General features: G+C 65.6%; 30 protein-coding genes. 19 read left to right on the forward strand and 11 right to left on the reverse strand.

The window, feature by feature from the left end:
* The first annotated feature begins 15 nt into the window (after positions 1 to 15).
* From MOE34_RS05755 to vapC, 4 genes are all read left to right on the forward strand, one after another.
* Positions 16 to 669: an HD domain-containing protein gene (locus tag MOE34_RS05755; protein ID WP_242221799.1), complete on the forward strand. Its 654-nt coding sequence runs from the start codon at positions 16 to 18 to the stop codon at positions 667 to 669.
* Positions 670 to 747: 78 nt separating this feature from the next.
* Positions 748 to 1,593: an MOSC domain-containing protein gene (locus MOE34_RS05760; protein ID WP_242221800.1), complete on the forward strand. Its 846-nt coding sequence runs from the start codon at positions 748 to 750 to the stop codon at positions 1,591 to 1,593.
* A gap of 80 nt (positions 1,594 to 1,673) precedes the next feature.
* Positions 1,674 to 1,907 carry a type II toxin-antitoxin system VapB family antitoxin gene (gene vapB, locus MOE34_RS05765; protein WP_242221801.1) on the forward strand — a complete coding sequence of 78 codons (234 nt, stop codon included), beginning with the start codon at positions 1,674 to 1,676 and terminating at the stop codon, positions 1,905 to 1,907.
* Positions 1,907 to 2,305 carry a type II toxin-antitoxin system tRNA(fMet)-specific endonuclease VapC gene (gene vapC, locus MOE34_RS05770; RefSeq protein ID WP_242221802.1) on the forward strand — a complete coding sequence of 133 codons (399 nt, stop codon included), beginning with the start codon at positions 1,907 to 1,909 and terminating at the stop codon, positions 2,303 to 2,305. Before vapB ends, vapC begins: the two co-directional genes overlap by 1 nt.
* Positions 2,306 to 2,336: 31 nt before the next feature.
* Here vapC and MOE34_RS05775 read toward each other — a convergent pair whose 3' ends face one another.
* Positions 2,337 to 3,329 carry a magnesium transporter CorA family protein gene (locus MOE34_RS05775; RefSeq protein ID WP_242221803.1) on the reverse strand — a complete coding sequence of 331 codons (993 nt, stop codon included), beginning with the start codon at positions 3,327 to 3,329 and terminating at the stop codon, positions 2,337 to 2,339.
* 300 nt (positions 3,330 to 3,629) lie between these two features.
* Here MOE34_RS05775 and MOE34_RS05780 point away from each other — a divergent pair, with 300 nt between their 5' ends.
* The 4 genes from MOE34_RS05780 to nadC all read left to right on the forward strand — a co-directional run bounded on the left by MOE34_RS05780 (position 3,630) and on the right by nadC (position 8,829).
* Positions 3,630 to 4,865 (forward strand): MFS transporter, encoded by a 1,236-nt coding sequence (locus MOE34_RS05780; protein WP_242221804.1) that lies wholly within the window; start codon positions 3,630 to 3,632, stop codon positions 4,863 to 4,865.
* Positions 4,866 to 5,032: 167 nt separating this feature from the next.
* Positions 5,033 to 6,112, forward strand: coding sequence for a quinolinate synthase NadA (gene nadA, locus MOE34_RS05785; RefSeq protein WP_242221807.1), 1,080 nt, complete (start codon positions 5,033 to 5,035; stop codon positions 6,110 to 6,112).
* Between the two features lie 174 nt (positions 6,113 to 6,286).
* On the forward strand, positions 6,287 to 7,885 hold the full coding sequence (locus MOE34_RS05790; RefSeq protein ID WP_242221809.1) for an L-aspartate oxidase: 1,599 nt from the start codon (positions 6,287 to 6,289) through the stop codon (positions 7,883 to 7,885).
* A 38-nt stretch (positions 7,886 to 7,923) separates the two neighbouring features.
* Positions 7,924 to 8,829, forward strand: coding sequence for a carboxylating nicotinate-nucleotide diphosphorylase (gene nadC / locus MOE34_RS05795; RefSeq protein WP_242221811.1), 906 nt, complete (start codon positions 7,924 to 7,926; stop codon positions 8,827 to 8,829).
* A 164-nt stretch (positions 8,830 to 8,993) separates the two neighbouring features.
* On the opposite strand, the gene MOE34_RS05800 is transcribed toward nadC, so the two are convergent.
* From MOE34_RS05800 to MOE34_RS05815, 4 genes are read right to left on the reverse strand one after another with little or no spacing between them, the layout of a single operon-like run.
* Positions 8,994 to 9,971 (reverse strand): NUDIX hydrolase, encoded by a 978-nt coding sequence (locus tag MOE34_RS05800; protein ID WP_242221812.1) that lies wholly within the window; start codon positions 9,969 to 9,971, stop codon positions 8,994 to 8,996.
* Positions 9,968 to 10,486, reverse strand: a complete 519-nt coding sequence (locus tag MOE34_RS05805) for a tyrosine phosphatase family protein (RefSeq protein ID WP_242221814.1) — start codon at positions 10,484 to 10,486, stop codon at positions 9,968 to 9,970. The genes MOE34_RS05800 and MOE34_RS05805 overlap by 4 nt, the downstream gene beginning before the upstream one ends.
* 2 nt (positions 10,487 to 10,488) lie before the next feature.
* Positions 10,489 to 11,118 carry an HD domain-containing protein gene (locus tag MOE34_RS05810; RefSeq protein WP_242221816.1) on the reverse strand — a complete coding sequence of 210 codons (630 nt, stop codon included), beginning with the start codon at positions 11,116 to 11,118 and terminating at the stop codon, positions 10,489 to 10,491.
* Positions 11,115 to 11,960: a YgfZ/GcvT domain-containing protein gene (locus MOE34_RS05815; protein WP_242221818.1), complete on the reverse strand. Its 846-nt coding sequence runs from the start codon at positions 11,958 to 11,960 to the stop codon at positions 11,115 to 11,117. Before MOE34_RS05815 ends, MOE34_RS05810 begins: the two co-directional genes overlap by 4 nt.
* Positions 11,961 to 12,126: 166 nt before the next feature.
* Here MOE34_RS05815 and MOE34_RS05820 point away from each other — a divergent pair, with 166 nt between their 5' ends.
* Positions 12,127 to 12,732 (forward strand): amino acid transporter, encoded by a 606-nt coding sequence (locus MOE34_RS05820; protein ID WP_242221820.1) that lies wholly within the window; start codon positions 12,127 to 12,129, stop codon positions 12,730 to 12,732.
* A 2-nt stretch (positions 12,733 to 12,734) separates the two neighbouring features.
* On the opposite strand, the gene MOE34_RS05825 is transcribed toward MOE34_RS05820, so the two are convergent.
* The 4 genes from MOE34_RS05825 to MOE34_RS05840 all read right to left on the reverse strand — a co-directional run bounded on the left by MOE34_RS05825 (position 12,735) and on the right by MOE34_RS05840 (position 14,758).
* Positions 12,735 to 13,517 carry a hypothetical protein gene (locus tag MOE34_RS05825; RefSeq protein ID WP_431522431.1) on the reverse strand — a complete coding sequence of 261 codons (783 nt, stop codon included), beginning with the start codon at positions 13,515 to 13,517 and terminating at the stop codon, positions 12,735 to 12,737.
* 22 nt (positions 13,518 to 13,539) lie between these two features.
* On the reverse strand, positions 13,540 to 13,809 hold the full coding sequence (locus MOE34_RS05830; protein ID WP_206366646.1) for a hypothetical protein: 270 nt from the start codon (positions 13,807 to 13,809) through the stop codon (positions 13,540 to 13,542).
* A gap of 92 nt (positions 13,810 to 13,901) precedes the next feature.
* Positions 13,902 to 14,327: a TIGR02301 family protein gene (locus MOE34_RS05835; RefSeq protein WP_242221822.1), complete on the reverse strand. Its 426-nt coding sequence runs from the start codon at positions 14,325 to 14,327 to the stop codon at positions 13,902 to 13,904.
* A complete protein-coding gene (locus MOE34_RS05840) occupies positions 14,324 to 14,758 on the reverse strand; it encodes an NUDIX domain-containing protein (protein ID WP_242221824.1) in 435 nt (144 codons plus the stop codon). Before MOE34_RS05840 ends, MOE34_RS05835 begins: the two co-directional genes overlap by 4 nt.
* Positions 14,759 to 14,818: 60 nt before the next feature.
* On the opposite strand from MOE34_RS05840, the gene MOE34_RS05845 reads away from it, so the two are divergent.
* Positions 14,819 to 15,595, forward strand: coding sequence for an SOS response-associated peptidase (locus MOE34_RS05845; protein WP_347342751.1), 777 nt, complete (start codon positions 14,819 to 14,821; stop codon positions 15,593 to 15,595).
* 46 nt (positions 15,596 to 15,641) lie between these two features.
* Here the strand turns inward: MOE34_RS05845 and MOE34_RS05850 are convergent, their stop codons facing one another.
* Positions 15,642 to 15,824, reverse strand: a complete 183-nt coding sequence (locus MOE34_RS05850) for a hypothetical protein (protein ID WP_242221826.1) — start codon at positions 15,822 to 15,824, stop codon at positions 15,642 to 15,644.
* A 442-nt stretch (positions 15,825 to 16,266) separates the two neighbouring features.
* On the opposite strand from MOE34_RS05850, the gene cysS reads away from it, so the two are divergent.
* From cysS to rarD, 8 genes are all read left to right on the forward strand, one after another.
* Complete coding sequence (gene cysS, locus MOE34_RS05855; protein ID WP_242221827.1) at positions 16,267 to 17,700, forward strand: cysteine--tRNA ligase; 1,434 nt, start codon at positions 16,267 to 16,269, stop codon at positions 17,698 to 17,700.
* Complete coding sequence (locus MOE34_RS05860; RefSeq protein ID WP_242221829.1) at positions 17,697 to 18,179, forward strand: GFA family protein; 483 nt, start codon at positions 17,697 to 17,699, stop codon at positions 18,177 to 18,179. Before cysS ends, MOE34_RS05860 begins: the two co-directional genes overlap by 4 nt.
* A gap of 127 nt (positions 18,180 to 18,306) precedes the next feature.
* Positions 18,307 to 18,789, forward strand: a complete 483-nt coding sequence (locus tag MOE34_RS05865) for a GFA family protein (RefSeq protein WP_242221831.1) — start codon at positions 18,307 to 18,309, stop codon at positions 18,787 to 18,789.
* Entirely contained in the window at positions 18,786 to 19,742 is a 957-nt protein-coding gene (gene pip / locus MOE34_RS05870; RefSeq protein WP_242221833.1) for a prolyl aminopeptidase, read from the forward strand. The genes MOE34_RS05865 and pip overlap by 4 nt, the downstream gene beginning before the upstream one ends.
* A 27-nt stretch (positions 19,743 to 19,769) precedes the next feature.
* Positions 19,770 to 21,383, forward strand: coding sequence for a citramalate synthase (gene cimA / locus MOE34_RS05875; protein WP_242221834.1), 1,614 nt, complete (start codon positions 19,770 to 19,772; stop codon positions 21,381 to 21,383).
* Between the two features lie 62 nt (positions 21,384 to 21,445).
* A complete protein-coding gene (locus tag MOE34_RS05880) occupies positions 21,446 to 21,685 on the forward strand; it encodes a type II toxin-antitoxin system VapB family antitoxin (protein ID WP_242221835.1) in 240 nt (79 codons plus the stop codon).
* Entirely contained in the window at positions 21,685 to 22,113 is a 429-nt protein-coding gene (locus tag MOE34_RS05885; protein WP_242221837.1) for a type II toxin-antitoxin system VapC family toxin, read from the forward strand. The genes MOE34_RS05880 and MOE34_RS05885 overlap by 1 nt, the downstream gene beginning before the upstream one ends.
* Positions 22,114 to 22,243: 130 nt before the next feature.
* Complete coding sequence (rarD, locus tag MOE34_RS05890) at positions 22,244 to 23,188, forward strand: EamA family transporter RarD (RefSeq protein WP_242221839.1); 945 nt, start codon at positions 22,244 to 22,246, stop codon at positions 23,186 to 23,188.
* A gap of 61 nt (positions 23,189 to 23,249) precedes the next feature.
* Here the strand turns inward: rarD and MOE34_RS05895 are convergent, their stop codons facing one another.
* On the reverse strand, positions 23,250 to 23,870 hold the full coding sequence (locus MOE34_RS05895) for a TIGR00730 family Rossman fold protein (RefSeq protein ID WP_242221841.1): 621 nt from the start codon (positions 23,868 to 23,870) through the stop codon (positions 23,250 to 23,252).
* Positions 23,871 to 24,030: 160 nt separating this feature from the next.
* On the opposite strand from MOE34_RS05895, the gene MOE34_RS05900 reads away from it, so the two are divergent.
* Complete coding sequence (locus tag MOE34_RS05900; RefSeq protein WP_242221843.1) at positions 24,031 to 26,127, forward strand: LysM peptidoglycan-binding domain-containing protein; 2,097 nt, start codon at positions 24,031 to 24,033, stop codon at positions 26,125 to 26,127.
* The last annotated feature ends 116 nt before the right edge of the window (positions 26,128 to 26,243 follow it).

Here is a 26,243-nt window from a genome sequence, read left to right on the forward strand (position 1 = left end):
GACCACGGATCGCATATGTCCTTCGCCTGCCTCGCCGCCGCCTTCTCGCCCCTCGGGGACCTTGCCGAGCGCCTGCTGCCGCAGGCCTTCGCCGCCGATGATGGCTCGCACGATGCCGCGCACCTCATCCGCGTCTGGAAGAGCGCCCGCCGCATCCAGGCGCAGGAGGGCGGGAACCTTCGCGTGCTGGCCGCCGCCGTGCTGCTGCACGATTGCGTGGCCGTGGAGAAGAATTCGCCGCTGCGCGCCGAGGCCTCGCGCCTTGCCGCCGAAAAGGCCGCCGGCCTGCTGACCGCCGAAGGCTGGAGCGGGGCGGATGTGGCGGCCGTGTCCCACGCCATCCTCACCCACAGTTTCTCGGCCGATATCCCGCCGGAAACGCTGGAGGCGAGGATCGTACAGGATGCCGACCGGCTGGACGCCATCGGCATGATCGGGGCCGCGCGCTGCTTCTACATCGCCGGGCGCATGGGCAGCGGCCTCTACGACCCGCTGGATCCGCTCGCCGAGCGCCGCCCGCTGGACGACAAGGCTTTCGCCATCGATCATTTCGAGGTGAAGCTCTTCAGGCTGGCGGACGGTTTCCGGACGGCGGCGGGCGCGCGGATGGCGAAGGACCGCACGCAGCGTCTCCGGGCGATCCGCGATATGCTTCTGGATGAAATCTGAAGAAAAACATGCTTTTGTGCCGCCGGATTGAATCGGTTCGGCAAAGCGTTGAATCAAAGCGTCAGGAAAGGTCGCCCCATGCAGGTCGAAGGCCTCAACATCCACCCGCTGAAGAGCGGCCGCGCCATCCCGGTCGAAAGCGCGACCATCCGCCTCGACGGCCTTGCCGGCGACCGGCGCTACATGGTCGTCGAGCCGGACGGTCGTTTCATCACCCAGCGCGAACTCCAGCCGCTCGCCCGCGTCGAGGCGACGGCGGTCGGCGAAAGCCTTCTGCTGGAAATGGAGGGCCGCCAGCTCCTCGCGAGCTTCGAGCCGGAAGACCGCCTTGACGTGACCGTCTGGGACAGCGCGGTCAACGCCGCCGTAGCCGACGAGGCCGTGAACGATGTGCTGTCGGATTGGCTCGCCCGGCCCGTCAAGCTCGTGCACATGGATGCCCTGTCGCATCGCGCGGAGGGCGAGGAATGGGCCGGCGCTCCTGCCCCCGTCGGCTTCGCCGACGGCTTTCCCGTTCTCGTCACCACGACCGGCTCGCTCGCCGATCTCAACCGCACGCTCGTTGCCAAGGGGCAGGAGCCGGTCGGCATGGACCGCTTCCGCACCAACATCCTCGTTTCCTGCGACGATCCCTGGGCGGAGGATCTGTGGGAAACGATCGAGATCAACGGCGTCGTCTTCGATTTCGTCAAGCCCTGCGCCCGCTGCATCATGACCACGCAGGACCAGATGACCGGCGAGCGCATCGGCGGCAATCCCATCCAGGGCCTCGCCGAAAAGCGCATGTCCGCCGAACGCCGCGTACCCGGCGTGCTCTTCGGCTGGAACGCGGTGCCGCGCGGCGAAGGCGAGGTCCGCCTCGGGGATACGGTGCGCGTGGTGAAGACGCGGGAGGAGCGCTGGCCGATGAAGGTTCGCTCTTAAGCGCGGGCGGCGCGCGTCCTTGTGATTCCGTGCCCGGGATATTATGTATATCCCGATGGGATATCACGTGAGGATGCAGCATGGCCAACTCGACTGTTTTCACCAGCAACCGCAGCCAGGCTGTTCGCCTTCCTAAGGCGGTCGCCTTTCCCGAAGATGTGCATACGGTCGATGTACTCAAGATCGGCCGCAGCCGTGTCATCGTCCCACAAGGCCAGAGATGGGATGACCTTTTCCTGAACGGGCCGCGCGTCAGCGACGATTTCATGAGCGAGCGGGAGCAGCCGGCGGCGGAAGAGCGCGAGTCTTTCTGATGCTGGCCTATATGCTCGACACCAATATCTGCATCTATGTGATGAAGACCTATCCGCCTGCGGTCCGCGAGAAGTTCAACGCGTTGGCTGAGCAGCTTTGCATATCGAGCATCACGCTTGCGGAATTGCACTATGGCGCGGAAAAGTCCGCGCGCCGGGCTGAGAACCTTGTGGCGGTCGAGCACTTTGTCGCGCGGCTGGAGGTTCTGCCCTTCGCCGCCAGGGCGGCCGCGCATTACGGGCAGGTTCGGGCGGAGCTCGAAAGGGCCGGCACGCCATGCGGTCCGCATGACATGCAGATCGGCGGCCATGCCCGCAGCGAAGGCCTGATCGTCGTTACGAACAATCTCCGGGAGTTTGCGCGCATGCCGGGGCTAAGGGCCGAAAACTGGGTGTAGCCAGTCCTCGCCGCCGTGCTGCGCGAGAACGTCACACCCATCCCCGCCGCTTGAAATACAGGAACGGCACGAGCGCGGAGAGCACCATGAGACCGACGGCCCAGGGGTAGCCGAGATGCCATTGCAGCTCGGGCATCAGCTCGAAATTCATGCCGTAGACGGAAGCCACCAGCGTCGGCGGCAGGAAGACGACCGAGGCGACGGTGAAGATCTTGATGATCTGGTTCTGTTCGAGATTGATGAGGCCGAGCGTTGCGTCGAGCAGGAAGTTGATCTTGCCCGAGAGAAACGCGGCGTGGTCGCCGAGCGAGGAGGCGTCGCGCTGCACGAGCTTCACGAGCTGGCGGATTTCCTTCGACGGCCGGCGGGCAGGGGTCTCGATTGCCGCGTGATAGGCCGCGAGCCGGGAGACGGAAACGAGGCTTTCGCGCACGCCGCTGAGGAAATCACCCTTGCGGCCGAGCTGCTCGATCACGGCCTCGAGGTCGCGCGTCTTCTTGCTCGACGTGGCCTTCTTGCTGCGGAAAACCTCGTGCGAGAGGAGGTCGATCTCATTGCCGAGCCGCTCCAGCACGTCCGCCATGCGGTCGATGACGGATTCGATGAGGCCGAGCATGACATCCTCGCCGGTCTCGTAGCTGTGGCCGTTGCCGCGCAGCGCCCTGTGACAGAAGACGGAGAAGGGCTTGGCATCCGCATAGCGCACCGTCACCAGCGTCGGGCCACGAAGGATGAAGGTCACCGGCATCTTGGCCGGCTCGTCGCTGTCGAGGTTGGTCAGCGCCGTCATCGTCAGGAAGGCCGCGTCGTCCTCCTGGTAGAGACGGGCGGAAAGCTCGATGTCCTCCATCTCTTCGCGCGTCGGAATCGAGATGTGCAGGGCGGCCTCGACCTCCTTCACATCCTCCGGCGTCGGGCTGAGCAGGTCGTACCACAGGGCAGGGGAAATCGCCTGCTCGATGGCGGGGTTGGAAATATCGCGCAGGCAAAAGCGGTCAGCCTTGCGGGCATAGATCTGCAGCATGCTTCACTCCTTTGAGGGCGTTCGCGCCGTCCGGAGCAAGGCTTCAAGCCGCTACCGGACAGGACGTTCGATTGCTCTCGATTGTCGACTGTCGGGGTCCATGGATCCTATCCGCGTTACATGGGCGCCGTATGACGCCTGCGGGGGGACATGCGCCCAAAATACAGCCGCGTCAAGCACATCCGCCGGAATGCTGAATCGGATTGTCCATCAATCCCATTGATCGCGCGGTCAATTAAATTCGCTTTCGTTCATCGATCTCCCGGCGTAGTTTTCGCGCACAGAATCCGGGAGATACCTATGTCCGCCCCATCCACATTTACGGCGCCCGCCGCGAGCCGGCCCATGCCCTGGCTCATCATCGTCGCCGGCTCGCTGATCGCCGTGCTCACCTTCGGCCCGCGCTCGGCGATGGGCTTCTTCCAGTTGCCCATGCTGCAGGATACCGGCTGGGACCGCACGACCTTCGGCCTCGCCATGGCCCTGCAGAACCTCGCCTGGGGCGTCAGCCAGCCGTTCTTCGGCGCCATCGCCGACAAGTTCGGCACCTGGCGCGTGCTGCTCGTCTCGGGCCTCGTCTATGCGCTCGGCCTCTTCCTGATGTCGCTCGGCACCTCGCCGCTCTGGCTGCATGTCGGCGGCGGCGTATTGGTGGGGCTTGGCGTCGGGGCCGGCTCCTTCGGCATCCTGCTCTCCGCCTTTGCGCGCAATGTCACGCCGGATCAGCGCTCCATGGCCTTCGGCATCTGCACGGCCGCCGGCTCGGCCGGCATGTTCCTCTTCGCGCCGCTGTCGCAGGGCCTCATCAGCGCTTACGGCTGGTCGGACAGCCTCGTCTATCTCGGCGTGCTGATGCTGCTCGTGCCGCTGATCGCCATTCCGCTGCGCGGCAACTCCTCCTCGGGCATTACCTCGGCCAACGAGTACAAGCAGACCATTGGCGAGGCGCTGAAGGAAGCCCTCGGCCATCGCAGCTACCTGCTGCTGGTCGCCGGCTTCTTCGTCTGCGGCTATCAGGTCGCCTTCATCACCGCGCATTTCCCCGCCTATCTCGGCGATATCGGCATCGATGCGCGCTACGCCGTGATCGCGCTGGCGCTGATCGGCTTCTTCAACATCATCGGCTCTCTTGCCGCCGGCTTCATCGGCCAGCGCTATTCGAAGCCGTATTTCCTCGCCTATATCTACATCGCCCGCTCGGTCGCCGTTTCGGCCTTCATCCTGCTGCCGAAGTCGCCGGCCTCCGTCATCATCTTCGCCATCGTGATGGGCCTGCTCTGGCTCTCCACCGTGCCGCCGACCAACGGCCTCGTCGCCATCATGTTCGGCACGAAGCATCTCGGTCTCCTCGGCGGCATCGTCTTCCTGTCGCATCAGGTCGGCTCCTTCCTCGGCGTGTGGATGGGCGGTTATCTCTACGACCATTTCGGCACCTACGATCCGGTCTGGTGGCTCGGCGTCGTGCTCGGTCTCTTCGCCGCCGTCGTGCACTGGCCTATACAGGAGAGGGGCGTCCCTCGCCCGGCGGTCGCCTGAGCCGAACGGCTTGCCCCGCCGGAAGGAATTCGGCGGGGCTTCTTGCAAAGCGTCACAAAAGTTTCTAAATCTGAACCACCGGCCATGCCGGTTTTGTTTTACGGCCATTATGCTCATATTGAGCAAAATGGCGAAGCCGCTGGAAACCAGCGGAAAGGGAGGGTTCCATGACCGTTCTGGCCCAGCATGCGGCGGAAGCCGAAGGCGTACGTCCGCTCACCGCCGCGGAGCGCTTCGGCGTCATCGAGAAACCGGACCTCACCTTCACGCCGGAGATCGCCCGCGAGACGGAGCATCTCTACGAGAAGGTCAAGCAGTTCATCCCCGCCTTCGAATGGCCGGTCTACGCGCCCTATGTCGCCGCCATCAACCGGCTGAAGAAGGAGCGCGGCGCGGTCATCCTCGCGCACAATTACCAGACGCCGGAAATCTTCCACTGCGTCGCCGATATCGTCGGCGATTCGCTGCAGCTCGCCCGTGACGCCACCAAGGTGGATGCCGAGATCATCATCCAGTGCGGCGTGCATTTCATGGCGGAAACATCCAAGCTGCTGAACCCGGAAAAGACCGTTCTGATCCCGGATGCCAAGGCCGGCTGCTCCCTGTCGGACTCGATCACCGGTGCGGATGTGCGCCTCCTCAAGCAGCGCTATCCCGGCGTGCCGGTCGTCACCTATGTGAATACCTCGGCGGATGTGAAGGCGGAGACGGATATCTGCTGCACCTCGTCCAACGTGCTGGCGGTTGTCGAAAGCCTTGAGAGCGACACCGTGCTCTGCATCCCGGATGAATATCTGGCGATGAACGTCGCCAAGCAGACGAACAAGAAGATCCTCACCTGGAAGGGCCATTGCGAGGTGCACGAGCGCTTCACCCCGCAGGAACTGCTTGCCTACAAGGACGCCCATCCCGGCATCGAGATCATCGGCCACCCGGAATGCCACCCGGATGTCATCGCCGTCTGCGATTTCGCCGGCTCCACCTCGGGCATGATCAATTACGTGAAGGACAACCGCCCTTCGCGCGTTCTGCTCGTCACCGAATGCTCCATGGCCTCCAATATCCAGGCCGAGCTGCCGGACGTCGATTTCGTCAAACCGTGCAATCTCTGTCCGCACATGAAGCGCATTACGCTGCCGAAGATACTCGACAGCCTTGTGAACATGACGGAGGAGGTTCTGGTCGATCCGGCAATCGCCGGCCGGGCACGCCTTGCCGTCGAGCGGATGGTGAACTTGAAGCAGTAACGGACGTATGGCCCGCACACGCGGCCCCTCATCCCCCTGCCAGGACCTTCTCCTCGTAAACGGGGAGAAGGGGCAGAACGGTGAGGTTTTCCTTCCTCGCCCCGCTTGCGGGGAGAGGATGCCGGCAGGCAGGTGAGGGGCGAGCGGCAGGCCGCGACGTCGGAGGAAAGACAAATGCCCATGGAAAGTTTCCGCCCGCAATCGTGGAACGGCATCGACGATATCGTCATCGTCGGCGGCGGGCTTGCGGGCCTGTTCTGCGCGCTGAAGCTGGCGCCGCGCCCCGTCACCATCCTCGCGGCCGCCCCCATCGGGCAGGGCGCGTCCTCCGCCTGGGCGCAGGGCGGCATCGCGGCGGCGATGAGTCCCGGCGATACCTTCGACAAGCATGTGGCCGACACGCTGGAGGCCGGCGCCGGCATTGTCGACGAGAAGATGGCGCGCTTCATGGTTTCCGAAGGTCCGGCGCGCATCCACGACTTGCTCGAATACGGCGTGCCCTTCGACCGCGATCTCGAAGGCAAGCTCCTGCTCTCCCGCGAGGCTGCCCATTCCGAGCGCCGCATCGTGCGGGTGAAGGGCGACATGGCCGGCAAGGCCATCATGGAGGCGTTGATTGCGGCCGTGCGCAACACGCCGTCGATCCGCGTGCTGGAAGGCTACGTGGTCGAGGAATTGGTGCGCGAAGGCCGCTTCATCTCCGGCGTGGTCGCCCGGCCGGATGCCGGCCAGTCGAAGAACCGCGTGCATTTCCCCGCCCGCGCCGTCGTGCTCTGCTCGGGCGGTGTCGGCCATCTCTTCGCCGTCACCACCAATCCCTGGGAGGCCTGCGGGCAGGGCGTCGGCATGGCCGCCCGCGCCGGCGCGATCATCGCCGACCCGGAATTCGTGCAGTTTCATCCGACCGCCATCAATATCGGACGCGATCCCGCGCCGCTCGCCACCGAGGCGCTGCGCGGCGACGGCGCGCATCTCGTCAACTCCGCCGGCCACCGCTTCATGCTGGATATCCATCCGGACGGCGAGCTTGCCCCGCGCGACATCGTCTCGCGCGGCGTCTTCGCCGAGGTACAGGCCGGCCGCGGCGCGTTCCTCGATTGCACCAGGGCCGTGGGCGCGCATTTCCCCGAAATGTTCCCGACGGTCTACGCCTCCTGCAAGGCGGCCGGCATCGACCCGGTCACCCAGCCGATCCCCGTCGTACCAGCCGTGCACTATCACATGGGCGGCGTGCTGACGGATGCGGAAGGCCGCACCTCCATCGACGGCCTGTGGGCCGCCGGCGAGGTCACCTCCACCGGCGTCCACGGCGCCAACCGCCTTGCTTCCAACTCCCTGCTGGAGGCTGTCGTCTTCGCCGCGCGCATCGCGGAAAACATCAAGGGCATGCTGCCCGAGCCAAAGATCAACGACTGGGGCAAGAATGCCGGCGAGAGCGACGATCTCGTGACCATCGAGGACAGCCCCGCGCTGACGCGCCTGCGCCGCATCATGAGCGACCGGGCCGGTGTCATCCGCACCCGCGAGGGCCTTGCCGCCGCCATCCGCGAGATCGCGGTGCTGGAGCGCGAGAACAGCCGCATGCGCTTCCACAACATCGTCACCACGGCCAAGCTGATCGCTGCCGGCGCCTATCTGCGCGAGGAAAGCCGCGGCGGCCATTTCCGCTCGGACTTCCCCGAGCAGAAGGCGGAATGGAAGCACCGTACCTTCCTGACCCTCGCGGATGCCGACAGGGTGGTCGCTGAGCTTGCGGAAACGGCGGCGGCGTAACGCCGCCATCATCGAATTGAAACGGAACAGGATACGCCATGACCACGCCCTATCTCCCCGTGCTTTCGCCGCTGATGGTGGAGGAGCAGGTCCGCGCGGCGCTCCTGGAAGATCTCGGGCGGGCCGGCGATATCACCAGCCAGGCGACGATCGCGCCGGAAATGATCGCGGAAGCGGAGCTGAACGCGCGTGAGGACGGCATCGTCGCTGGCCTCGATCTTGCCCGCGCGGCCTTCCGGCTGATGGATCCGGCGATCCGCTTCGACGCCTTCGTGAAGGACGGTGACCGGCTGTCGCCCGGCACGGTGATCGCCAGGGTCTCCGGTCCGGCGCGCGCCGTGCTTTCGGCCGAGCGCGTGGCGCTCAACTTCCTCATGCATCTGTGCGGCGTCGCCACTCATACGGCGCGTTTTGCCGAGGAGGTCGCCCATACGCCGGCCAGGGTCTGCTGTACGCGCAAGACCATCCCTGGGCTTCGGGCGCTGGAGAAATATGCCGTGCGCATGGGCGGTGGCTCGTCGCACCGCTACGGTCTCGACGATGCGATCCTTATCAAGGACAACCATATCGCCGTTGCCGGCGGTGTCGCCGGGGCCATTCGCGCCGCCCGCGCCTTTGCCGGCCATCTCGTGAAGGTCGAGGTGGAGGTGACGACGCTGGAGGAGCTGGAGGAGGCGCTGGAGGCGCAGCCGGATGTCGTGCTGCTCGACAATATGGGGCCGGAACTTCTGCGCCGCGCCGTCGAGATCAACCGCGACTGCGCCGGCCTTGCGGATACGGCCTATGCCACCGATCCGCGCCGCGTGAAGCTCGAAGCCTCGGGCAATGTGAACCTCAAGACGATCCGCGCCATCGCCGAGACCGGCGTCGACTACATCTCGACCTCCAAGATCACCATGGCCGCGCCGACGCTCGACATCGGCCTCGACGTCGTGGTGCGCTAAAGTATTTCCAGCAAAAGTGCGTAGCGGTCCTGCGTCCGGAAATATGGAAAGACAAAGAGATAGAGCGTTTTCGCTATTCGAAGGAAAGCGGACACGTTCTGGGAACGCACGATATTCAGGCCATGCCGGCCTGTGCTGATTGTCGCCCGGTGTTATGGAGCAGCTTACCGCATTCCGACCTTCAGGCCGGGCGCGGGGCGCTCCTCGAAGATCCGGCGGCGGAAGCGGAAGAGGGCGGCGGGACGACCGCCGGTGGCGGAGGTGGAGGCGCCGGTCGGCTCGACCAGCTCCGCTCCCTCGACGAGCCGGCGAAAGTTCTGCTTGTGCAGGTGCCGGCCGGAAATGGCCTCGACCGTCGCCTGCAGCTCCGTGAGCGTGAATTCCGGGGCCATCAGCTCGAAGATGACGGGGCGGTATTTGATCTTGCCGCGCAGCCGCGCCATGGCGGTCGCCAGGATGCGGCGATGGTCGTGGCGCATGGCGATGCCGGGTGAGGGCTGGCCGGGTTTCGCCCAGCCGTCGGTCACCGCTTCTTCCGCAAGGCCCGCCTCGTAAAGCAGCTCGTAGCGCTCCAGCACGCGCTCCTCGTCCCAGGGAAAGTCGTCGAGGCCGAAGGCAAGGCGCAGGCGCGTGCGCGGGGCGGGCAGGGCGCTCGTCCGCTCCTCGCGAGCTCCCTCCGCCGCCCAGCTCTTCAGGGCGGGCAGGATCGTCTGGTCGATCACCGCCGGGCGGCCCTGCCGCCAGTCCTCCCAGGGAAGATAGGCATACCAGTCGCGCCAGGCTGCGCCCGCCTCCGTCAGCCGCTCGTTCGCCTCGGCGTCGGTGCGCGTCAGCGCCAGATAGCCGACCGAGACCATGTGCGTGCCGGCCTCGTCGGGAGCCTTCTGGCGGCCGCGGTCGCCGAAAGTGTAGAGCTGCTCGATATAGCCGAGCTTTAGTGCGGTCTGCGCCTCCACGCTGGCGCGCAGGCTCGTCTCGAAGGTGCGGTGCTGCTGCGGATCGAAGGGGCCGAAGGGCAGGGCGTCGCGCCCGTGCGCGCCATCGCGGCCGGCGGCGAGGATGCAGGGGCTGCGGCCGGAAATCGCGACCACCGCCGCATTGAGGCCGATTTCGACCGGTGGGCGGGCGCCGGTATCCGTCATGGTGTGGCCGAGAAAACGAAGGGGCTGTCGCCGACATAATCCGCGCCGCGACCGATGGCCTTGACGGCGGCGATCAGCCGGCCGCCGCGATCGAGCACATGGTCGCCGATCTCGATCAGCCGCGCATTCGGCGTTGCCTGCACGGAGGCCCGGCGCAGGCGTTGCGCCAGTTCATGGTCGTCCTGATCCGGCGCGACGGCAAGCGCGGCGATGAGCGCTGCGGCGGGGGAGCGGGAAACGCCCATCATGCAATGCACGAGCAGCGGCGCCTGCCGGTCCCAACCAAGGGCAAAGCCGACGATCGCCGCGACATGTTCCTCGCCGGGGGCGACGAGATTTCCGGTGCCGGCAAACGCGATGTCGTTGACGCCGAGGATCAGGTGACGCTCGGCGGAGATCACCGCCGGGCGATGAAAACCCTGCTTCGGCGCGACGAGGCTCAGCATCTCGCGACAGCGATGGCGCACGGCCAGTTCCGCGATCTTGCCGAGCGGGGCGACGACGATGGTGCCCATCGTCACACCGCCGCCGCCAGGGGGCCGCGCTCGCCCTCCAGCGCCATGAAGCGCTCGGCGAAGCGCTTCTGCGCCTCGACGGCGGGAACCGGCACGATCTCGATCATGTCGACGGTGATGCCGCGCGGCGCGCCGAAGAATTTCGTCGCCTCCGCATGGGAGAAGCCGGCAAGCTCGGTGGCCTCGAAGAAGGCGGCGACCTGATCGGCCTTCTTGATCTTCGCCTTCAGCGTGGCGGGCGTTGCGGCCGGAAGGCCGAAGCGCAGGTGCACGGCCGCCTCCAGCCGTTTCTCCACGCTCTTGTAGCCGCCGCCGACGACGGCCTTGAAGGGCGAGATCATGTCGCCGATGACATATTCCGGCGCGTCGTGCAGCAGCGCCATCAGGCATTCCTGCGCGTTGCAGCGGTTCTGCCGGCGGAAGATCGCCTCGACGACGAGCGAATGCTGCGCCACCGAGAAGGCGTGGTCGCCGTTCGTCTGGCCGTTCCAGCGCGCGACGCGGGCAAGGCCGTGCGCGATGTCGGAAAGCTCGATATCGAGCGGCGAGGGGTTGAGAAGATCGAGGCGGCGACCGGACAGCATGCGCTGCCAGGCGCGGGCTTCCGTCTTGGGGCGTTCGCTCCCGCTCATTGCGCCGGTACCTCGGCGGCTTCCTCGGGGAAGGCAAGGCCGGCCCATGGCGGCAGCTCGACGGTGACGGGTGCGCCATCCGCCGTGATCGGCGTTCCGCCGCGCATGGCGTCCGCCGCGCGGTCGATGCGAATGATGGCAAGGCCGAGCGCGCCGGAAACGCTGCCGAGCGCGCCGATCGGCTTGCCGCCGGCAAGAAGCTCCGTGCCCGTCGCCGGAAGCGCGACCTCACCCCGCACGATGACCGGGCGGCGGCGCGCGGTGCCGCGATGCTGCATGCGGGAAACGACCTCCTGCCCGACATAGCAGCCGGTGCGGAAGGAAAGGCCGCCGCTGCGGTCGAGAAGCGCGTCGTGCGGGAAGGCGTCGGAAAGCGCATAGTCGCGGCCGGCCTCGGGCAGACCGGCTTGAATGCGCAGCGTGTCGTAAAGCGCGGCATCGTCCGCGCCGCCGCCGCCCATGCGGCGCGAGACGTCGAGGCCCGCTTTGGCGAACCGGAAATCGCGCGGCGCCTCCGTTTCCGCGTCGTCCCAGTTCACCGTCGCCTCGTTGCCGTCGACGACGGCAAGGTCGACCGCGGCGCGCAGCTTGTACAGGGTCAGCCGCTTGAGAAGCGCATCGCGCTGGTCTTCCGTCGTTTCGATCAGCAAGGCGTCATCGCCGTCGCGGCGGATCAGGAAGTCGAAGAGAATCTTGCCCTGCGGCGTCAGCAGCGCGCCGGGGCGAATCTCGTTTTCCTGAAGGTCGGGCAGGTTGGTGGTGATCAGCGATTGCAGGAAGGCTTCGGCATCCTTGCCGGAGATGCGGAGAAAGGCGCGGCCGGAGAGCGTAACGGAAGGCATGGGAGTATCCAGATTTCTCTAGCGCCGGCACGTCCGGCGCAGGGGGTGCGTCGCCGCACCTTTGACAGAGAGGTAGAACGGCCGGGCGTCTTTCGCAAGGTCATGGCCCTTGTCCGCCGGCTCCATATCGTTATGAAGAACGCCCGCGCAGCGAGGCCTACAGACAATGAAGACCATGCCGCCCCTTCCGCACGACGCCTGGTCCGCCTGGACGCCAGGCGAGCTTGCACGCCGGCTTTCCGGGGTTTGCCGGCCGTGGTGCGTCGTCGGCGGCTGGGCGCTCGATCTCTGGCATGGATGCGAAACGCGGGCGCATGAGGATCTGGAATTCACGATCCTGCGCCGCGACTTTCCCGTCTTCCGCGTCGCTTTCGCCGACCTGCGGCTCCATGCGGTCGGCGATGGTCGTGTGGAGCCGCTTGGAGAGGGCGAGGCGCCCGCCGAAGGCATCGCGCAGGTCTGGTGCGAGGATGAGGTGGCGCGCTGCTGGCGCGTCGATATGATGCTCGAGGACGGCACGCCGGAAACCTGGGTCTACAAGCGTGATCCTTCGATCCTCCGGCCGCGGGGCGAGATGGTGCAGGTAACTGCCGAGGGCATTCCCTATCTTGCGCCGCAGGCCATCCTGCTTTTCAAGGCGAAGTACCGGCGTGACAAGGACGAGGCGGATTTTGCTTGCGCGCTGCCGAAGCTGGACGCCGCGCAGCGCGGCTGGCTCAAGGCCTGCCTTGCGCACGCCCATCCCGGCCATGTCTGGCTTGAGGCCCTATAGGCTCATTCGCCGGTGACGAAGAACTTCCACTGTCCGTCCGGCGTGATGCCGACACGGTAGAAATTGTAGCTGCCGAATTCCTGCATGTCGGCATAGTCGCCCGCCGTCACGATGCGCAGGAGGTCCACCTTTTCCGGCGGCGTCAGGCTGGAGAGCGGCTTTTCGGCGAAATAGGGCCAGACATACATCTCGTCCGGCGTGCCCTTGCCGACATGCACGAAGCCGGTCGCCAGCACGTCGAGAAGGATCGCCAGCACCTCATTGCCGTCCGGATCGCCGGACTGGCCCTTCAGCGTCTCGACAGGGCTTTCGTTGCTTTCGACCAGCGAGACCTGCGTTTCCGTCATGCCCTTGCCGAGCAGCGGGGCGAGACGCTGGATATCGCCGGAGGCGGCGGCCTCGACGATCAGTTCGCGCATGCGGCGCACCGGCTCCGGCGCCTTCTCGATATCGCGAATCACCTCGACGGGCGCTTGCGGTGTCTCGTCGGGCTGCTCGTCGGTGACGGGTGGCTCGTCGGCAGGCTCCGTCACCGCGCCGTTCCTGCGGATCAGCGGGTCGGGCATCGGCAGTTCGAGCGGAGAGGTCTCCGGCTCTTCCTGCTTTTCTTCCTCGGGCGCGGCCTTCTCGTCTTCCGCAGGCTTCTGCGGTTCCTCGCCCGGCGCCTTCTTCAGCTCGCTGAGCGCGAAGGCGGGGCGGGGCGGCGCGATGAGCGCCGTCGTTCCCAAAAGCACCGACAATACGATGAGGCTGCTGCGAAACAGCTTTTTGCCGTCAGCCGACATCTGCATGACCTGTCTTTCCAGCCTATTGCAGGGTGCGTGCGGGGGAAAATTCGCCGGCCAGAAGGCGGGCGCGCAGCGAATCGAGCAGCGCTTCCGCTCCCTTTTCGCCATGGACGCGGATCGTCTCGCGCAGGGCGAGCGCGATGGCCGCGTCGGCGATGATCTCCGCCTCGATGCCATCCGCCATGCCGTCTGCCCAGGCTTCGTTCTGGTATTCCAGAGCGGCCTGCATCTTCTCGTGCACGATCATCTCGTCGATATCGTTGAGAGTAGGTTCCATAGATCGGTCCATGCGAGGCATTCAGTTCTTACTGCACTGTTAACGAGCTTAGCAGCCTTTTCCCAAAACGGCACTGGCTGCTGCGAAAACAGGTTAATTTATTCCTAATTTCCGAAGCGCGCGGTAATTTCTGTGGCAAGTGTTGCACCTTCGTTACGGTATCTCTCTTCTGCGACAACCGCCGAGTCGGTGCAAGCGGTATAGATGGCGGCGAACGAGCGGTATCCACGGTTGAAGGCTGCCGTCAGCTTCTCCTTGCGTCGGGGTTCCGCGCCGGCTTCCAGGTCGATGATGCGCTGCGCGGAGGCGCGCCAGTTGTCCTCGGCCTTTTCGGCGCACAGGTTGCGCAGATAGTGCATCGCGCCGAGGATTTCCGAAAGCCGCTCCAGTCGTTCGTCATAAGGTGCGGGTTTCTCCTCGACGGGTGCCGCTGCCGGGACCTCCTTGCCGGCGCTTTCCTTCGCCTGCTGGGCGAGGGCGGGCGCGACGAGGAGAAGGCCGAGGGCGACGGCGAGGCGAATCGCTTTCATGCCGTGGTCTCCAGCCGCTCGGCCTCGAGGCGTGCGATGCATTCGCGCACGCTGTCGGGAGCGGGGAGTTTTGCGATTTCCTCGGCCGTGTACCAGCCGACGCTCGCCGCGTCGTCGGCGGCGACGGCGACCGCATCGCGGTCGGCCTTCACCTTGAAGACGGAGAGGAAGAAGGAGGGGCTGCCGGGGCCGTCCTCGCGGCCGGGCAGGTCGTAGGTCGCGAAAAGCAGCGGCTTTTCGGCCTTTATGCCGGTTTCCTCGAAAAGTTCGCGTAGCGCCGTCTCGGCCGGCGTCTCGCCGTCCTCGCCGCGCCCGCCGGGAAAGGCGTACATGGCGTCCGAAGGCGGCTTGGTGCGCAGCACGAGCAGGTAGCGCCCGTCACGCTCGATGATGGCGGAGGAGGCGGGCTGGGGCTTCTTGGATTTCTTCATCGCGGTCCGGTTCGGTTGCGCTTCATTGACCCCTTATAGGCAAAGTGCGATGACGACGCCATGTGTGGACGATTTGCATTGCTGGCGAAGACGGACCTCGCCGAAGCCTATTTCGATCTTGCCGAAATGGACGACCTGCCCGCGCGCTACAATATCGCGCCGACGCAGCCGATCCTCGTCGTCGTCGCAGGCGAGCGGCAGGCGCCTGGCAGCAACCTGCCGGAGCGCCGGGCGATGCTGGTGCGCTGGGGCTTCATGCCCGGCTGGGTCAAGGACCCGCGCGAATTCCCGCTGCTGATCAACGCCCGTTCCGAAACGGCCATCGGCAAGGCCTCGTTCAAGGCCGCCATGCGCCATCGCCGTATCCTCGTGCCGGCCTCCGGTTTCTTCGAGTGGCGGCGGCTGGAAGAGAAGGGCGCGAAGGCGCAGGCTTATTTCATCCGCCCGAAACAGGGCGAGATCGTCGCCTTCGCCGGCCTGATGGAGACATGGTCCTCGGCGGACGGCTCGGAGGTCGATACCGGCGCGATCCTGACGACGGCCGCGAACAACGACATTTCCCGCATCCACGACCGCATGCCGGTCGTCATCCGCCAGGAGGATTTTGCCCGCTGGCTCGACTGCAAGACGCAGGAACCGCGTGACGTGACGGACCTCATGAAGCCCATCGACGACGGTTTCTTCGAGGCGATCCCGGTATCCGACAAGGTCAACAAGGTTGCCAACATGGGGCCGGACATTCTGGAGCCGGTGGAAGAGCGCATCGAGGATGCGCCGCCGAAAAAGAACAAGGGCGCAGAAGCGCCCCCATCTTCGGATCAGCTTTCGCTCTTTTGAGCAGTGCCAGCAACAGTGCGACGCGGTTTTGCGCCAGACAAGGTGCTCACTCGTAGAGCGACTGGAGCACGGCGGGCAGGTCGCGCTCGCGGCGTGGATCGGCAAGCTTCTGCTCAGGCTTGCACTGCATGGCCGCGACGACGGCGCGCAGGCCGAGCGGTTTGTAGCGTTCCTGCAGGTTCTCGTTGGCGGCGACAGGCTGCGCCGGCTTTTTCATTGCAATCGACATTTCACTCTCCTGAAGTTCGGTTCATCAGGCAGCCCCGTACGATTCCCCCGGTTGCTACCCCCATGACCCATGCATTTACCGGACCCTTTCGGCCAAATTCTGCTCAAATTTTGATCGCTCTGCGGCGAAGAGCCGAAATCCCCGGTTCCGCGATCACCAATTGTGAGCGGCGGACATATCGCACGATGTCCCGGCGCATGCCTGTCTCCTTGGTAACAGCTTGGGATGGAAGGTCGAACGGGCAGGAAATTCGCCACCCGGCCATCACGCCCGCTTGACCGCAGGCGCGTGCGGCGCGATAAAGCAGGCCATGAAAACGGTACTCTGCATTCGCCGGAGCATTATTCGCTAGCGCACGCGCTGGCCCGGCCGTTTTCGTCCCCCAAAATCCCCGGATGACAACGACCCGGCCAGCCGGGCGCACGCATTTTGGGAGATTCCTATGGCCGAAAAGCCGGTCCTGACGCTGTACAACACGCTCACGCGCTCGAAGGAGCCTTTCGCTCCGATCGATCCCGATAACGTGCGCATGTATGTCTGCGGCCCGACGGTCTACGACTTCGCCCATATCGGCAATGCGCGCCCGGTCATCGTCTTCGACGTGCTGTTCCGCCTGCTGCGCCATGTCTACGGCGAAAGCCACGTTACCTATGCCCGCAACATCACGGACGTCGACGACAAGATCAACGCCCGGGCGCTGCGCGATTTCGGCGGCGAGATCGAAAGCGGCTCGCTCTCCCTCAACGAGGCGATCCGCCGCGTGACGGAGAAGACCGCAAACCAGTTCCATGCCGATATCGAGGCGCTCGGTGCCATGCAGCCGACGCATGAGCCGCGCGCCACCGAGTTCGTCCAGCCGCGCGCCGACGGCAAGGTGGACATGATCACCCTGATCGAGCGCCTGATCGAGCGCGGCCATGCCTATGAGGCCAATGGCGAGGTGCTGTTCGACACCCATTCGATGGCCGACTACGGCGACCTCTCCAAGCGCAATCTCGACGAGCAGCAGGCCGGTGCCCGCGTCGCCGTCGATGCGCACAAGAAGAACCCGGGCGACTTCGTGCTCTGGAAACTCTCCTCGCCGGAAGAGCCGGGCTGGGACAGCCCGTGGGGCCGCGGCCGCCCCGGCTGGCATATCGAATGCTCGGCCATGTCCGCCGCCTATCTCGGCGAGGTCTTCGACATCCATGGCGGCGGTCTGGACCTGATCTTCCCGCACCATGAGAACGAGATCGCCCAGTCGCGCTGCGCGCATGGCACCAAGGTCATGTCGAATGTCTGGATGCACAATGGCTTCCTGCAGGTCGAAGGCCGCAAGATGTCGAAATCCGAGGGCAATTTCTATACGATCACGGAATTGCTGCACGAGGAGAAATTCGGCGGCCGCAAGTGGCCGGGCGAGGTGCTGCGCCTCGCCATGCTGATGACGCATTACCGCGAGCCGATCGACTTTTCCGTCAAGCGTCTCGAAGAGGCTGAGCGCCTTCTTTCGAAATGGCCCGCCGGCGGCGACCCGGCGGAGGGCCGGGTGGATCAGACGGTGCTGACCCCGCTCTTCGACGACCTCAACACGGTCGGTGCCGTGCAGGCTTTGCACGCGCTTGCCCAATGCGCCAACAGCGACCCGCTGATGCTCCCGGTCTTCGCCGCCAGCGCCCGGCTTCTCGGCGTGCTGCCGAAGAAGGCGGAGGTTTCCAAGGCGCTGGAGGAGAGCATTGACACGATCATCCAGCTCCGCCTCGAAATGCTGAAAGCGAAGAACTTCGCCGAAGCGGACAGGATCCGCGACGACCTTTCTGCCAAGGGCGTCCAGCTCAAGGACGGGAAGGACCCGGCAACGGGCGAGCGCGTGACGACGTGGGAGGTGAAAAGGTGACCACCCCCTTCTACACCGGCGGCTGCCAGTGCGGTGCCGTGCGCTTTCATGTCGAGGGCGCGCTTGGCGATGCGTCGGTCTGTCATTGCCGGATGTGCCAGAAGGCGAGCGGCAATTTCTATCTGCCGCTCGTTTCCGTGCGCGGCGCGAAGCTGACATGGACGCGCGGGGAGCTGAAGCGCTTCCAGTCTTCCAACCACGGCTACCGCGGCTTCTGCGCCGATTGCGGCACCCCGCTGACCTACGAGGCCCCGGACGGCGTGGCGCTGACCATCGCCGCCTTCGACGATCCCGCCGAGATCGCCCCGCGCATCCAGTGGGGTACCGAGGCGAAGCTGCCCTATGTCGATACGATCCGCGACCTGCCGGGCGAGGAGACGATGGCGGATCAGGAGGCGGCGTCCTTCCTGGCCGATCTCGTCTCCTACCAGCATCCCGACCACGATACGGACCGATGGCCGCCGGAGGACGTGGCATGAGCGCGCCGAAGCCGGAACTCGGCTTTCCCCGCAAGTGGCTCTATCTCATCGCCGGCAAGCTGGTCCTGATCACGGCCGTCGTCATCGCCGTCATTGCCTATTCCTCTTATCGCTGAAGGAGCCTGCCATGACCACGGAACAGGAAAAGATCAGGACCGGCGGCTGCCAGTGCGGCGCCGTTCGCTTCCGCATCCGCGGCGAACTCGGCCGCCCCTCGATCTGCCATTGCCGCATGTGCCAGAAGCAGTTCGGCGGCTTCTTCGGTCCGCTCGTCACCGCCAGGGGCGAGACGGAATGGACCCGCGAGGAACCGGCCTACTTCCAGTCCTCGATCAACATCGCGCGGGGCTTCTGCCGGCATTGCGGCACGCCGCTGACCTACAAGCACCCCGGCGGTCTGGAAATCGCCATCGGCGCCTTCGACGACCGCAGTGATCTCGCCCCGCAGATCCAGGTCAACTACGGTTCGCGCCTGCCATGGGTCGAGGCGATCTTCTCCGCTCCCGTCCATGACGACCCGGACTACTACAGCCAGCAGGAGAAGATCATCTCCTTCCAGCATCCCGATCACGAGACCGAAAACTGGCCCGCCCACGGAATGAAACTATGAGCGAACTGCGCAGCCTCTATCCCGAGATCGAACCCTATGCCTCCGGCCATCTCGATGTCGGCGACGGGCATGTCATCTACTGGGAACGGGCCGGCACGCCGGGCGCCAAGCCCGCTGTCTTCCTGCACGGTGGCCCCGGCGGCACGATCGCGCCGAGCCACCGCCGGCTGTTCGATCCGAAGCTCTACGACGTGACGCTGTTCGACCAGCGCGGCTGCGGCCGGTCCACGCCGCATGCCGGGCTGGAAGCCAACACGACCTGGCACCTCGTCGCCGACATGGAAAAGCTGCGCGAGATGGCGGGCGCGGAAAAGTGGCTGGTCCTCGGCGGCTCCTGGGGTTCGACGCTGGCACTCGCCTACGCGCAGAAGCATCCGGAACATGTCTCCGAATTGGTCCTGCGCGGCATCTACATGCTCACCAAGGCGGAACTCGACTGGTACTACCAGTTCGGCGTCTCGGAAATGTTCCCCGACAAATGGGAGCGCTTCGTCGCGCCCATCCCGCCGGAAGAGCGCCACGAGATGATGCAGGCCTATTACCGCCGCCTGACGGGCGACGACAAGGCGGTGCGCATCGCTGCCGCAAAGACGTGGAGCCTTTGGGAAGGCGAGACGATCACGCTCCTGCCGGAACCGGCAACGAGCGGCCGCTTCGGCGTGGACGAGTTCGCCGATGCCTTCGCGCGGCTCGAAACGCACTATTTCGTCAATGCCGGCTGGCTGGAGGAGGGGCAGCTTCTACGCGATGCCTACAGGCTCCATGGCATTCCGGGCGTCATCGCCCATGGCCGCTACGACATGCCGTGCCCGGCAAAGAACGCCTGGGCCTTGCACAAGGCCTGGCCGGAAGCGGAATTCTACCTCGTCGAAGGGGCGGGGCATGCCTATTCCGAACCCGGCATCCTCGACCGCCTGATTTACGCGACCGACAAATTCGCCGGCAAGAACTGAGACAGACTGCCTCCCGGGAGGGAACCGATGAAAGACCGTATCTACCTTTTCGACACCACGCTTCGCGACGGCCAGCAGACGCCCGGCATCGACTTTTCCGTCGAGGACAAGATCGCCATTGCCGGCATGCTGGATGCGTTCGGGCTGGACTATGTCGAAGGCGGCTATCCGGGCGCCAACCCCACCGATACGGCCTTCTTCTCGAAGAAGCGCACCGGCCGCGCGCAGTTCGTCGCCTTCGGCATGACGAAGCGCGCCGGTGTTTCCGCCTCAAACGACCCGGGCCTTGCCGCGCTCCTCGATTCCCGGAGCGACGCGATCTGTCTCGTGGCCAAGAGCTGGGACTACCATGTGCGCGTCGCGCTCGGCTGCACCAATGAGGAGAACCTCGAGAGCATCGCCGAATCCGTCAAGGCCGTGGTCGCCTCGGGCCGCGAATCCATGATCGACTGCGAGCACTTCTTCGACGGCTACAAGGCGAACCCGGACTATGCGCTCGCCTGCGCGAAGACGGCCTTCGCCTCCGGCGCGCGCTGGGTCGTGCTCTGCGACACCAATGGCGGCACGCAGCCTTCCGAGGTGCAGGCCATCGTCAAGGCGGTGATCGCCGCCGGCGTGCCGGGCGTAAACCTCGGCATCCACGCCCATAACGATACAGGACAGGCCGTCGCCAATTCGCTCGCCGCCGTGGAGGCGGGTGTGCGCCAGATCCAGGGCACGCTCAACGGGATCGGCGAGCGCTGCGGCAACGCCAATCTCGTCACGCTCATCCCGACGCTCGCGCTCAAGGAAGCCTATAGCGCCCGCTTCGAGACCGGAATCGACACGGAAAAGCTCACCGGCCTCACCAAGCTCGCCCACACCTTCGACGAGCTTCTGAACCGTTCGCCCGATCATCAGGCGCCCTATGTCGGCGCGTCCGCCTTCGCCACCAAGGCCGGCATCCACGCCTCCGCGCTCCTCAAGGACCCGCGTACCTACGAGCATGTCACGCCGGAAAGCGTCGGCAACCTGCGCAAGGTCATGGTGTCGGACCAGGGCGGCAAGGCGAACTTCATCAACGCGCTGAAGCTGCGCGGCATAACGGTGGCCAAGGACGATCCGAAGCTCGACCGGCTCATCCAGATCGTCAAGGAGCGCGAGGCCACCGGCTATGCCTATGAGGGCGCCGACGCGAGCTTCGCGCTTCTCGCCTACCGCACGCTCGGCACGGTGCCGGATTTCTTCCACGTCGAGAGCTTCCGCGTGATGGTCGAGCGCCGTTACGACGTCAACGGCCAGCTCAAGACGGTCTCGGAAGCCGTGGTCCGTGTGATCGTCGACGGCGAGACCATGATGTCCGTCGCCGAAGGCCACGGTCCGGTCAACGCGCTCGACCTTGCCCTGCGCAAGGACCTCGGCAAGTACCAGGCCGAGATCGCCGACCTGGAACTCGCTGACTATAAGGTCCGCATCCTCAACGGCGGCACCGAGGCCATCACCCGCGTCCTCATCGAATCGACCGATGCATCGGGCGCCCGCTGGTGGACGGTCGGCGTCTCCGACAACATCATCGACGCCTCCTTCCAGGCCCTGATGGATTCTATCGTCTATAAGCTGCTGAAGAACAGGGGCGAGGCGGGGCGCGTGGCGGCGGAGTAGAGAGGGGAGCTGTTTGATTTCCCGTGTGGACGATGCCATATTTGTCTACACAGGAGCAGGTCATGGCCCTCAACATTCGCAGCAGGCAGGTCGATGTGCTGGCTGAAAAGCTGGCAGCGCGCAAGCGCGTTACCAAGACGGAGGCGGTGCGCATCGCGCTGGAGAACGAACTCCGGCGTTCTGGCGAGAATGTTCCGCTCTGGGAGAGGCTGAAGCCCTTGCGGGAGCGCGTGGCGTCTGCGGAGAATACGGGCCTTCCCGCGGACAAGACTTTCTTTGATACGTTGAGTGGAGAGGACTGATGTTCGTCGACGCGTCGGTTATGATTGCGATCCTGACCGGCGAAGAGGATGGCGAAGCCCATGCGGTTCTGCTGGAAGATGCGCCGGAAAGAGTAACGTCCGTGCTCGCCACGTGGGAGGCGGCAGCCGGCTTGTTTCGCAAGAGGAAGCAATCCATGGGCGAGGCAAAGGCGATCGTTCAGGCTTTCATCGATGTCGCCGGGATCGAAGTGCTGCCGATCGACACACGGGATGAGGCGTTGGCTCTCGACATATTCGAGACGAACGGACGGCATGCCGTGCCGGAAAACGAGCGGAACCGTGCCCTGAACATGGCGGATTGCTTCCACTATGCGGTTGCCAAGCGTCATGACGCCGTGATGCTGACGAAGGATCGGGGCTTTACCTTCACCGATCTGAGAACAGCCGGAGTGGCCTCGCCCGAGTGAGCCTGTAACTCGCTGGGGCGGAATAAGGTTCAGCGCCGCTCACACATCCCTTCACCGGAATGAATTGGTACATTCACGGCTGTTGGAGTATTTCCGTCGGAAATCCGATAGATCGACGGGAAATGACACCATGGCCGACGCCAATTCCTCCAGCGGCCCCCAGACCGGCGATTCGCCGCGCGGTTTTGCCTTCGCCCTGACCGCCTATGTGCTGTGGGGCTTCCTGCCTTTCTTCATGAAGGCGGTGGCGCATATCCCCGCGCCTGAAGTGGTGGCGCATCGTATCATCTGGTCCGTGCCGCTCGCCGGTCTCGTGCTGGTCTGGCTCGGCCGCACCGCCGATATCAAGTCGGCGCTGCGCTCGCCGCGCATGATCGCCATGGCGACGCTGACGGCGGTGCTGATCACCATCAACTGGGGCATCTATGTCTGGGCCATCGGCGCGGGCAGGGCAATCGAGACGGCGCTCGGCTATTATATCAACCCGCTGTTCTCGATCTTCCTCGGGGCGGTGCTGCTGAAGGAGAAGCCGAACCCGGCGCAGATGGTGGCGATCGGCCTTGCCGCCTGCGCGGTCGCGATCCTGGCCTTCGATGCGGGCGGGTTGCCGTGGGTGTCCATCGGCCTCTGCCTCTCGTGGGGCTTCTATGCCTTCTTCCGCAAGACGCTGCCGATCGGCCCGAACCAGGGCTTCTTCCTGGAAGTGCTTCTGCTCAGCGTGCCGGCGATCGGCTATGTGATCTGGCTCGAATCGACCGGACAGGGCCATTTCGGCGACACCGGCACGGCTGACGTCCTTTGGCTGCTCTCCTGCGGCATCATCACGGCGATCCCGCTGATGATCTACGCCAACGGCGCGAAGCTCCTGCGGCTCTCCACCATCGGCATCATGCAGTATATCGCCCCGACGATGATCTTCGTCATCGCCGTCTTCATCTTCGGCGAGCCCTTCGGCACGGCCAAGCTCGTCGCCTTCGCGTTCATCTGGGTGGCGCTCGTCATCTATTCCGGCTCGATGCTAAGTACGGCCCGCGCCAGACGCCTCGCCGCGGCGGAGCTGAAGCCGGCGGAATGAAACGACAAAGCCGGAGGCGACGAACCTCCGGCTTTTCTTTTACCGTTTCGGGAAACTCTTCTCAGAGCCGTGCGATGATTCCGGCCTCGCCCTCGCGGTCGATCTGGCCGGCCCAGTGGTCGAGCAGCGTCGCGACGATCTCCCCCGGCTCGTCGATGACGAGCGGCTGGACTAGGTGGGCGGTGTGGATGAAGCCTTCGTCGGCCATGTGGCGGATGAGCTTGAGCATCGGATCCCAGAAGCCGCCGATATTGGCGAAGACCATTGGCTTGCGGTGACGGCCGAGCTGCGCCCAGGTCATCACCTCGACGATCTCCTCCAGCGTGCCGATGCCGCCGGGCAGGGCCACGAAGGCGTCGGCGCGGTCGAACATCTTGTGCTTGCGCTCGTGCATGTCAGGCGTGACGATCAGTTCGCTGAGCTGGCCCAGCGAATGGCGGGTGGCCTCCATATCCACGAGGAATTCGGGTATAATGCCGGTGACGCGGCCGCCATGCGAGAGCACGCCGCTGGCGACGGCTCCCATGACGCCCTTGGTGCCGCCGCCGTAGACGAGGCGCAGGTGGTTCTCGGCCATCGCCTTGCCGAGCTGCCTTCCGGCGTTGATATAGGCGGAATCGCGGCCCGGCTGGGAGCCGCAATAGACGCAGACGGATCGAATCGGCAGGGTTTGTTCGCTCATGGCGGGATTCAGCCACCCGCCCGGCGGCCCGTCAAGGACGATGGCGGAGAAAAAGCCCGGACAGGCGGCCGGCAGCGGCCCCGAAAGCTTGTGCGCGGCCCCCGGAATCGATAGCTGTTTGCTCAGGGACTCCCGGGAAACCGGGACAGAGAGAGAGTCGATGATGAAGAACAGGACTGGCCTGGTGGCCTTGATCGTGCTGGCGGTGGCAACGTTGCTCATGATCTTCCTCGTGCTGCCCAACATGAACAAGGAAAAGCCGGCGGAAACGCCCGTCGCGACGCTGGTCGGCAAGCCGGCGGAAGGCGGCGGCGAGACGACGGCCGCCGATGGCAAGCAGGCCCGCGCCAAGTCCGGCCAGACGGATGAAGCGCCGGCTGCCGCTGCAACGACCGAGGAGACCGCCAAGGCGGCGGAGACGCCCGCCGATCCTGCGGCCGCGTGGGTCACGCCGGCCTTCGATCTCCTGCGCGTCGAGCCGGACGGCTCCACCGTCATCGCCGGTCGCGGCCAGCCGAACACGAAGCTGGAGATCCGCAATGGCGAGACGGTCGTCGCGACGGCCGATATCGGCCCCTCGGGCGATTTCGCCGCGGTCTTCGACCAGCCGCTGGCGGCCGGCGACTACCAGCTCACCCTCAACACGAAGGACGACAAGGGCGCCACGAAGACCTCGGAAGAGGTGGCGACCGTCTCCGTGCCGAAGGACGGCAGCGGCGAGCTGCTCGCCATGGTCTCGCGGCCCGGCGAGGCGAGCCGCCTGATCACCGTGCCGGATACGGCGGCAAAGGCCGCCGATACGGCCACGACGACGGCCGGACAGGCTGCCGGCGAGGTCGCATCCGCGGAAGTCGGCGGAACGGCCGCCGTCTCGCAGACGCAGCAGGTTGCCGGCGACGCCGCGGCGACGGCCGCATCGGCCGTCAAGGCCGAGGCCCGTGTCTCGGCCGTCGAGCTGGAGGGCAAGCGCATGTTCATCGCCGGCACGGCCCGGCCCGGCGCGCTCGTGCGTATCTATGCCGACGACACGCTCGTCGGCGAGGCGAAGGCCGATGACGCGGGCCGCTATGTCGTGGACGGCGAGATCGATCTGCCGGTCGGTCGCCATAGCGTGCGCGCCGACGTGATGAGCGCGGACGGCAGCAAGGTCGATTTCCGTGCTTCCGTTCCGTTCGACCGGCCGGAGGGCGAGCAGGTCGCGGTCGTGGCGCAGGAGGGCGCGGCAGGCGATGCCGGTCCGGCGCTCGGCCTTATCGGCGGCGGCGCCTTCGACAAGCTGCGCGCCGAGGCCGACAAGGCGATCGCGCTCCTCAAGGGACTTTATGCGAACGGCCGCCTGCCGGGTGCGGAGGAACTGGCTGCGGCCCGCTCGGCGACGGAGATCGCGCTGAAGTCGCTGGCCGAATTCAAGCCGGGCGAGGAAGAGGGTGAAGCTGCCCGTGCCATGGCCGCCAAGGCTTCGGCCGCCGCGGCTTCTGCGCTCTCCCGTCTCCAGGCCTTGCCCGCCGATGCCGATGCTGTCGGCGAGGCGCTCGGTTCGATCGAGACGGCGGTCGCCGATGCGCTGGCCCCGGCTATCGACAAGGCGAAGGTCGCCGCGGGCGACGTCAAGGCCGCCGCGGATAATTCCATCGAACGGCTGGCAACGCAGGCCGCAACCCTCCAGCAGCAGTTCGCCGCGCTCTTTGCCGATGGCCGCAATGCCGACCCGGCGGAGATCCGGACCGCGCGCGTCGCGCTCGAGGATGCGCTGAAGGGCATCACGGGCTTTGTCGCGCCGGGGGATGCGGCGGTGGATGTCGCCGCCGCCATCGAGAAGCTGAAGGGCTGGGCCTCGACGGCGCTCGATCGTCTCGCCGCGATCCCGGCGGATGCGGGCAGGGATGCCTACCAGCCGGCGCTTGTCGCGCTCGAGGGCATGCCGTCGGTGACCGCCGCCGAAAGCGCGACGACCGCCGCCTCCGGGTCCGCGACCAATGGCGAAGCCGCCGCGGAAGAGCCGGCGACCGTGGAGCAGGCCCCGCTGAAGGAAAGCAAGACCTCGGTCATCATTCGTCGCGGCGATACGCTGTGGCAGATTTCCCGCCGCATCTACGGCAAGGGCGTGCGCTACACGACCATCTACCTTGCCAACGAGGACCAGATCGCCAACCCGGACCGTATCATCCCCGGCCAGGTCTTCGGCGTGCCGGACAAGACGGTGGAGAGCGACGCCGAGGCGGAGAAGCTGCATCGCAAGCGCGTTCGCGGAAATTGACCGCTGTTATTTCCCGCCGGCCGTTGCGAAACGGCCGGCGAGGTCCTATCTCCGCAATGCGGCGCCCCTCCGGGCGCCGCATTTTCATTCGGATAATCCGGTGACGCGCGTTCGCG

This window comes from Shinella zoogloeoides (assembly GCF_022682305.1).
In the GTDB taxonomy this organism is placed as follows: Bacteria; Pseudomonadota; Alphaproteobacteria; order Rhizobiales; family Rhizobiaceae; genus Shinella; species Shinella zoogloeoides_B.

Bases quoted from the DNA above. Each gene is read 5' to 3' on its own strand.
- MOE34_RS05755 (WP_242221799.1), top strand. From the start codon at position 16: ATGTCCTTCGCCTGCCTCGCCGCCGCCTTCTCGCCCCTCGGGGACCTT.
- MOE34_RS05760 (WP_242221800.1), top strand. From the start codon at position 748: ATGCAGGTCGAAGGCCTCAACATCCACCCGCTGAAGAGCGGCCGCGCC.
- vapB (WP_242221801.1), top strand. From the start codon at position 1,674: ATGGCCAACTCGACTGTTTTCACCAGCAACCGCAGCCAGGCTGTTCGC.
- vapC (WP_242221802.1), top strand. From the start codon at position 1,907: ATGCTGGCCTATATGCTCGACACCAATATCTGCATCTATGTGATGAAG.
- MOE34_RS05775 (WP_242221803.1), bottom strand. From the start codon at position 3,329: ATGCTGCAGATCTATGCCCGCAAGGCTGACCGCTTTTGCCTGCGCGAT.
- MOE34_RS05780 (WP_242221804.1), top strand. From the start codon at position 3,630: ATGTCCGCCCCATCCACATTTACGGCGCCCGCCGCGAGCCGGCCCATG.
- nadA (WP_242221807.1), top strand. From the start codon at position 5,033: ATGACCGTTCTGGCCCAGCATGCGGCGGAAGCCGAAGGCGTACGTCCG.
- MOE34_RS05790 (WP_242221809.1), top strand. From the start codon at position 6,287: ATGCCCATGGAAAGTTTCCGCCCGCAATCGTGGAACGGCATCGACGAT.
- nadC (WP_242221811.1), top strand. From the start codon at position 7,924: ATGACCACGCCCTATCTCCCCGTGCTTTCGCCGCTGATGGTGGAGGAG.
- MOE34_RS05800 (WP_242221812.1), bottom strand. From the start codon at position 9,971: ATGACGGATACCGGCGCCCGCCCACCGGTCGAAATCGGCCTCAATGCG.
- MOE34_RS05805 (WP_242221814.1), bottom strand. From the start codon at position 10,486: ATGGGCACCATCGTCGTCGCCCCGCTCGGCAAGATCGCGGAACTGGCC.
- MOE34_RS05810 (WP_242221816.1), bottom strand. From the start codon at position 11,118: ATGAGCGGGAGCGAACGCCCCAAGACGGAAGCCCGCGCCTGGCAGCGC.
- MOE34_RS05815 (WP_242221818.1), bottom strand. From the start codon at position 11,960: ATGCCTTCCGTTACGCTCTCCGGCCGCGCCTTTCTCCGCATCTCCGGC.
- MOE34_RS05820 (WP_242221820.1), top strand. From the start codon at position 12,127: ATGAAGACCATGCCGCCCCTTCCGCACGACGCCTGGTCCGCCTGGACG.
- MOE34_RS05825 (WP_431522431.1), bottom strand. From the start codon at position 13,517: ATGTCGGCTGACGGCAAAAAGCTGTTTCGCAGCAGCCTCATCGTATTG.
- MOE34_RS05830 (WP_206366646.1), bottom strand. From the start codon at position 13,809: ATGGACCGATCTATGGAACCTACTCTCAACGATATCGACGAGATGATC.
- MOE34_RS05835 (WP_242221822.1), bottom strand. From the start codon at position 14,327: ATGAAAGCGATTCGCCTCGCCGTCGCCCTCGGCCTTCTCCTCGTCGCG.
- MOE34_RS05840 (WP_242221824.1), bottom strand. From the start codon at position 14,758: ATGAAGAAATCCAAGAAGCCCCAGCCCGCCTCCTCCGCCATCATCGAG.
- MOE34_RS05845 (WP_347342751.1), top strand. From the start codon at position 14,819: ATGTGTGGACGATTTGCATTGCTGGCGAAGACGGACCTCGCCGAAGCC.
- MOE34_RS05850 (WP_242221826.1), bottom strand. From the start codon at position 15,824: ATGTCGATTGCAATGAAAAAGCCGGCGCAGCCTGTCGCCGCCAACGAG.
- cysS (WP_242221827.1), top strand. From the start codon at position 16,267: ATGGCCGAAAAGCCGGTCCTGACGCTGTACAACACGCTCACGCGCTCG.
- MOE34_RS05865 (WP_242221831.1), top strand. From the start codon at position 18,307: ATGACCACGGAACAGGAAAAGATCAGGACCGGCGGCTGCCAGTGCGGC.
- pip (WP_242221833.1), top strand. From the start codon at position 18,786: ATGAGCGAACTGCGCAGCCTCTATCCCGAGATCGAACCCTATGCCTCC.
- cimA (WP_242221834.1), top strand. From the start codon at position 19,770: ATGAAAGACCGTATCTACCTTTTCGACACCACGCTTCGCGACGGCCAG.
- MOE34_RS05880 (WP_242221835.1), top strand. From the start codon at position 21,446: ATGGCCCTCAACATTCGCAGCAGGCAGGTCGATGTGCTGGCTGAAAAG.
- MOE34_RS05885 (WP_242221837.1), top strand. From the start codon at position 21,685: ATGTTCGTCGACGCGTCGGTTATGATTGCGATCCTGACCGGCGAAGAG.
- rarD (WP_242221839.1), top strand. From the start codon at position 22,244: ATGGCCGACGCCAATTCCTCCAGCGGCCCCCAGACCGGCGATTCGCCG.
- MOE34_RS05895 (WP_242221841.1), bottom strand. From the start codon at position 23,870: ATGAGCGAACAAACCCTGCCGATTCGATCCGTCTGCGTCTATTGCGGC.
- MOE34_RS05900 (WP_242221843.1), top strand. From the start codon at position 24,031: ATGATGAAGAACAGGACTGGCCTGGTGGCCTTGATCGTGCTGGCGGTG.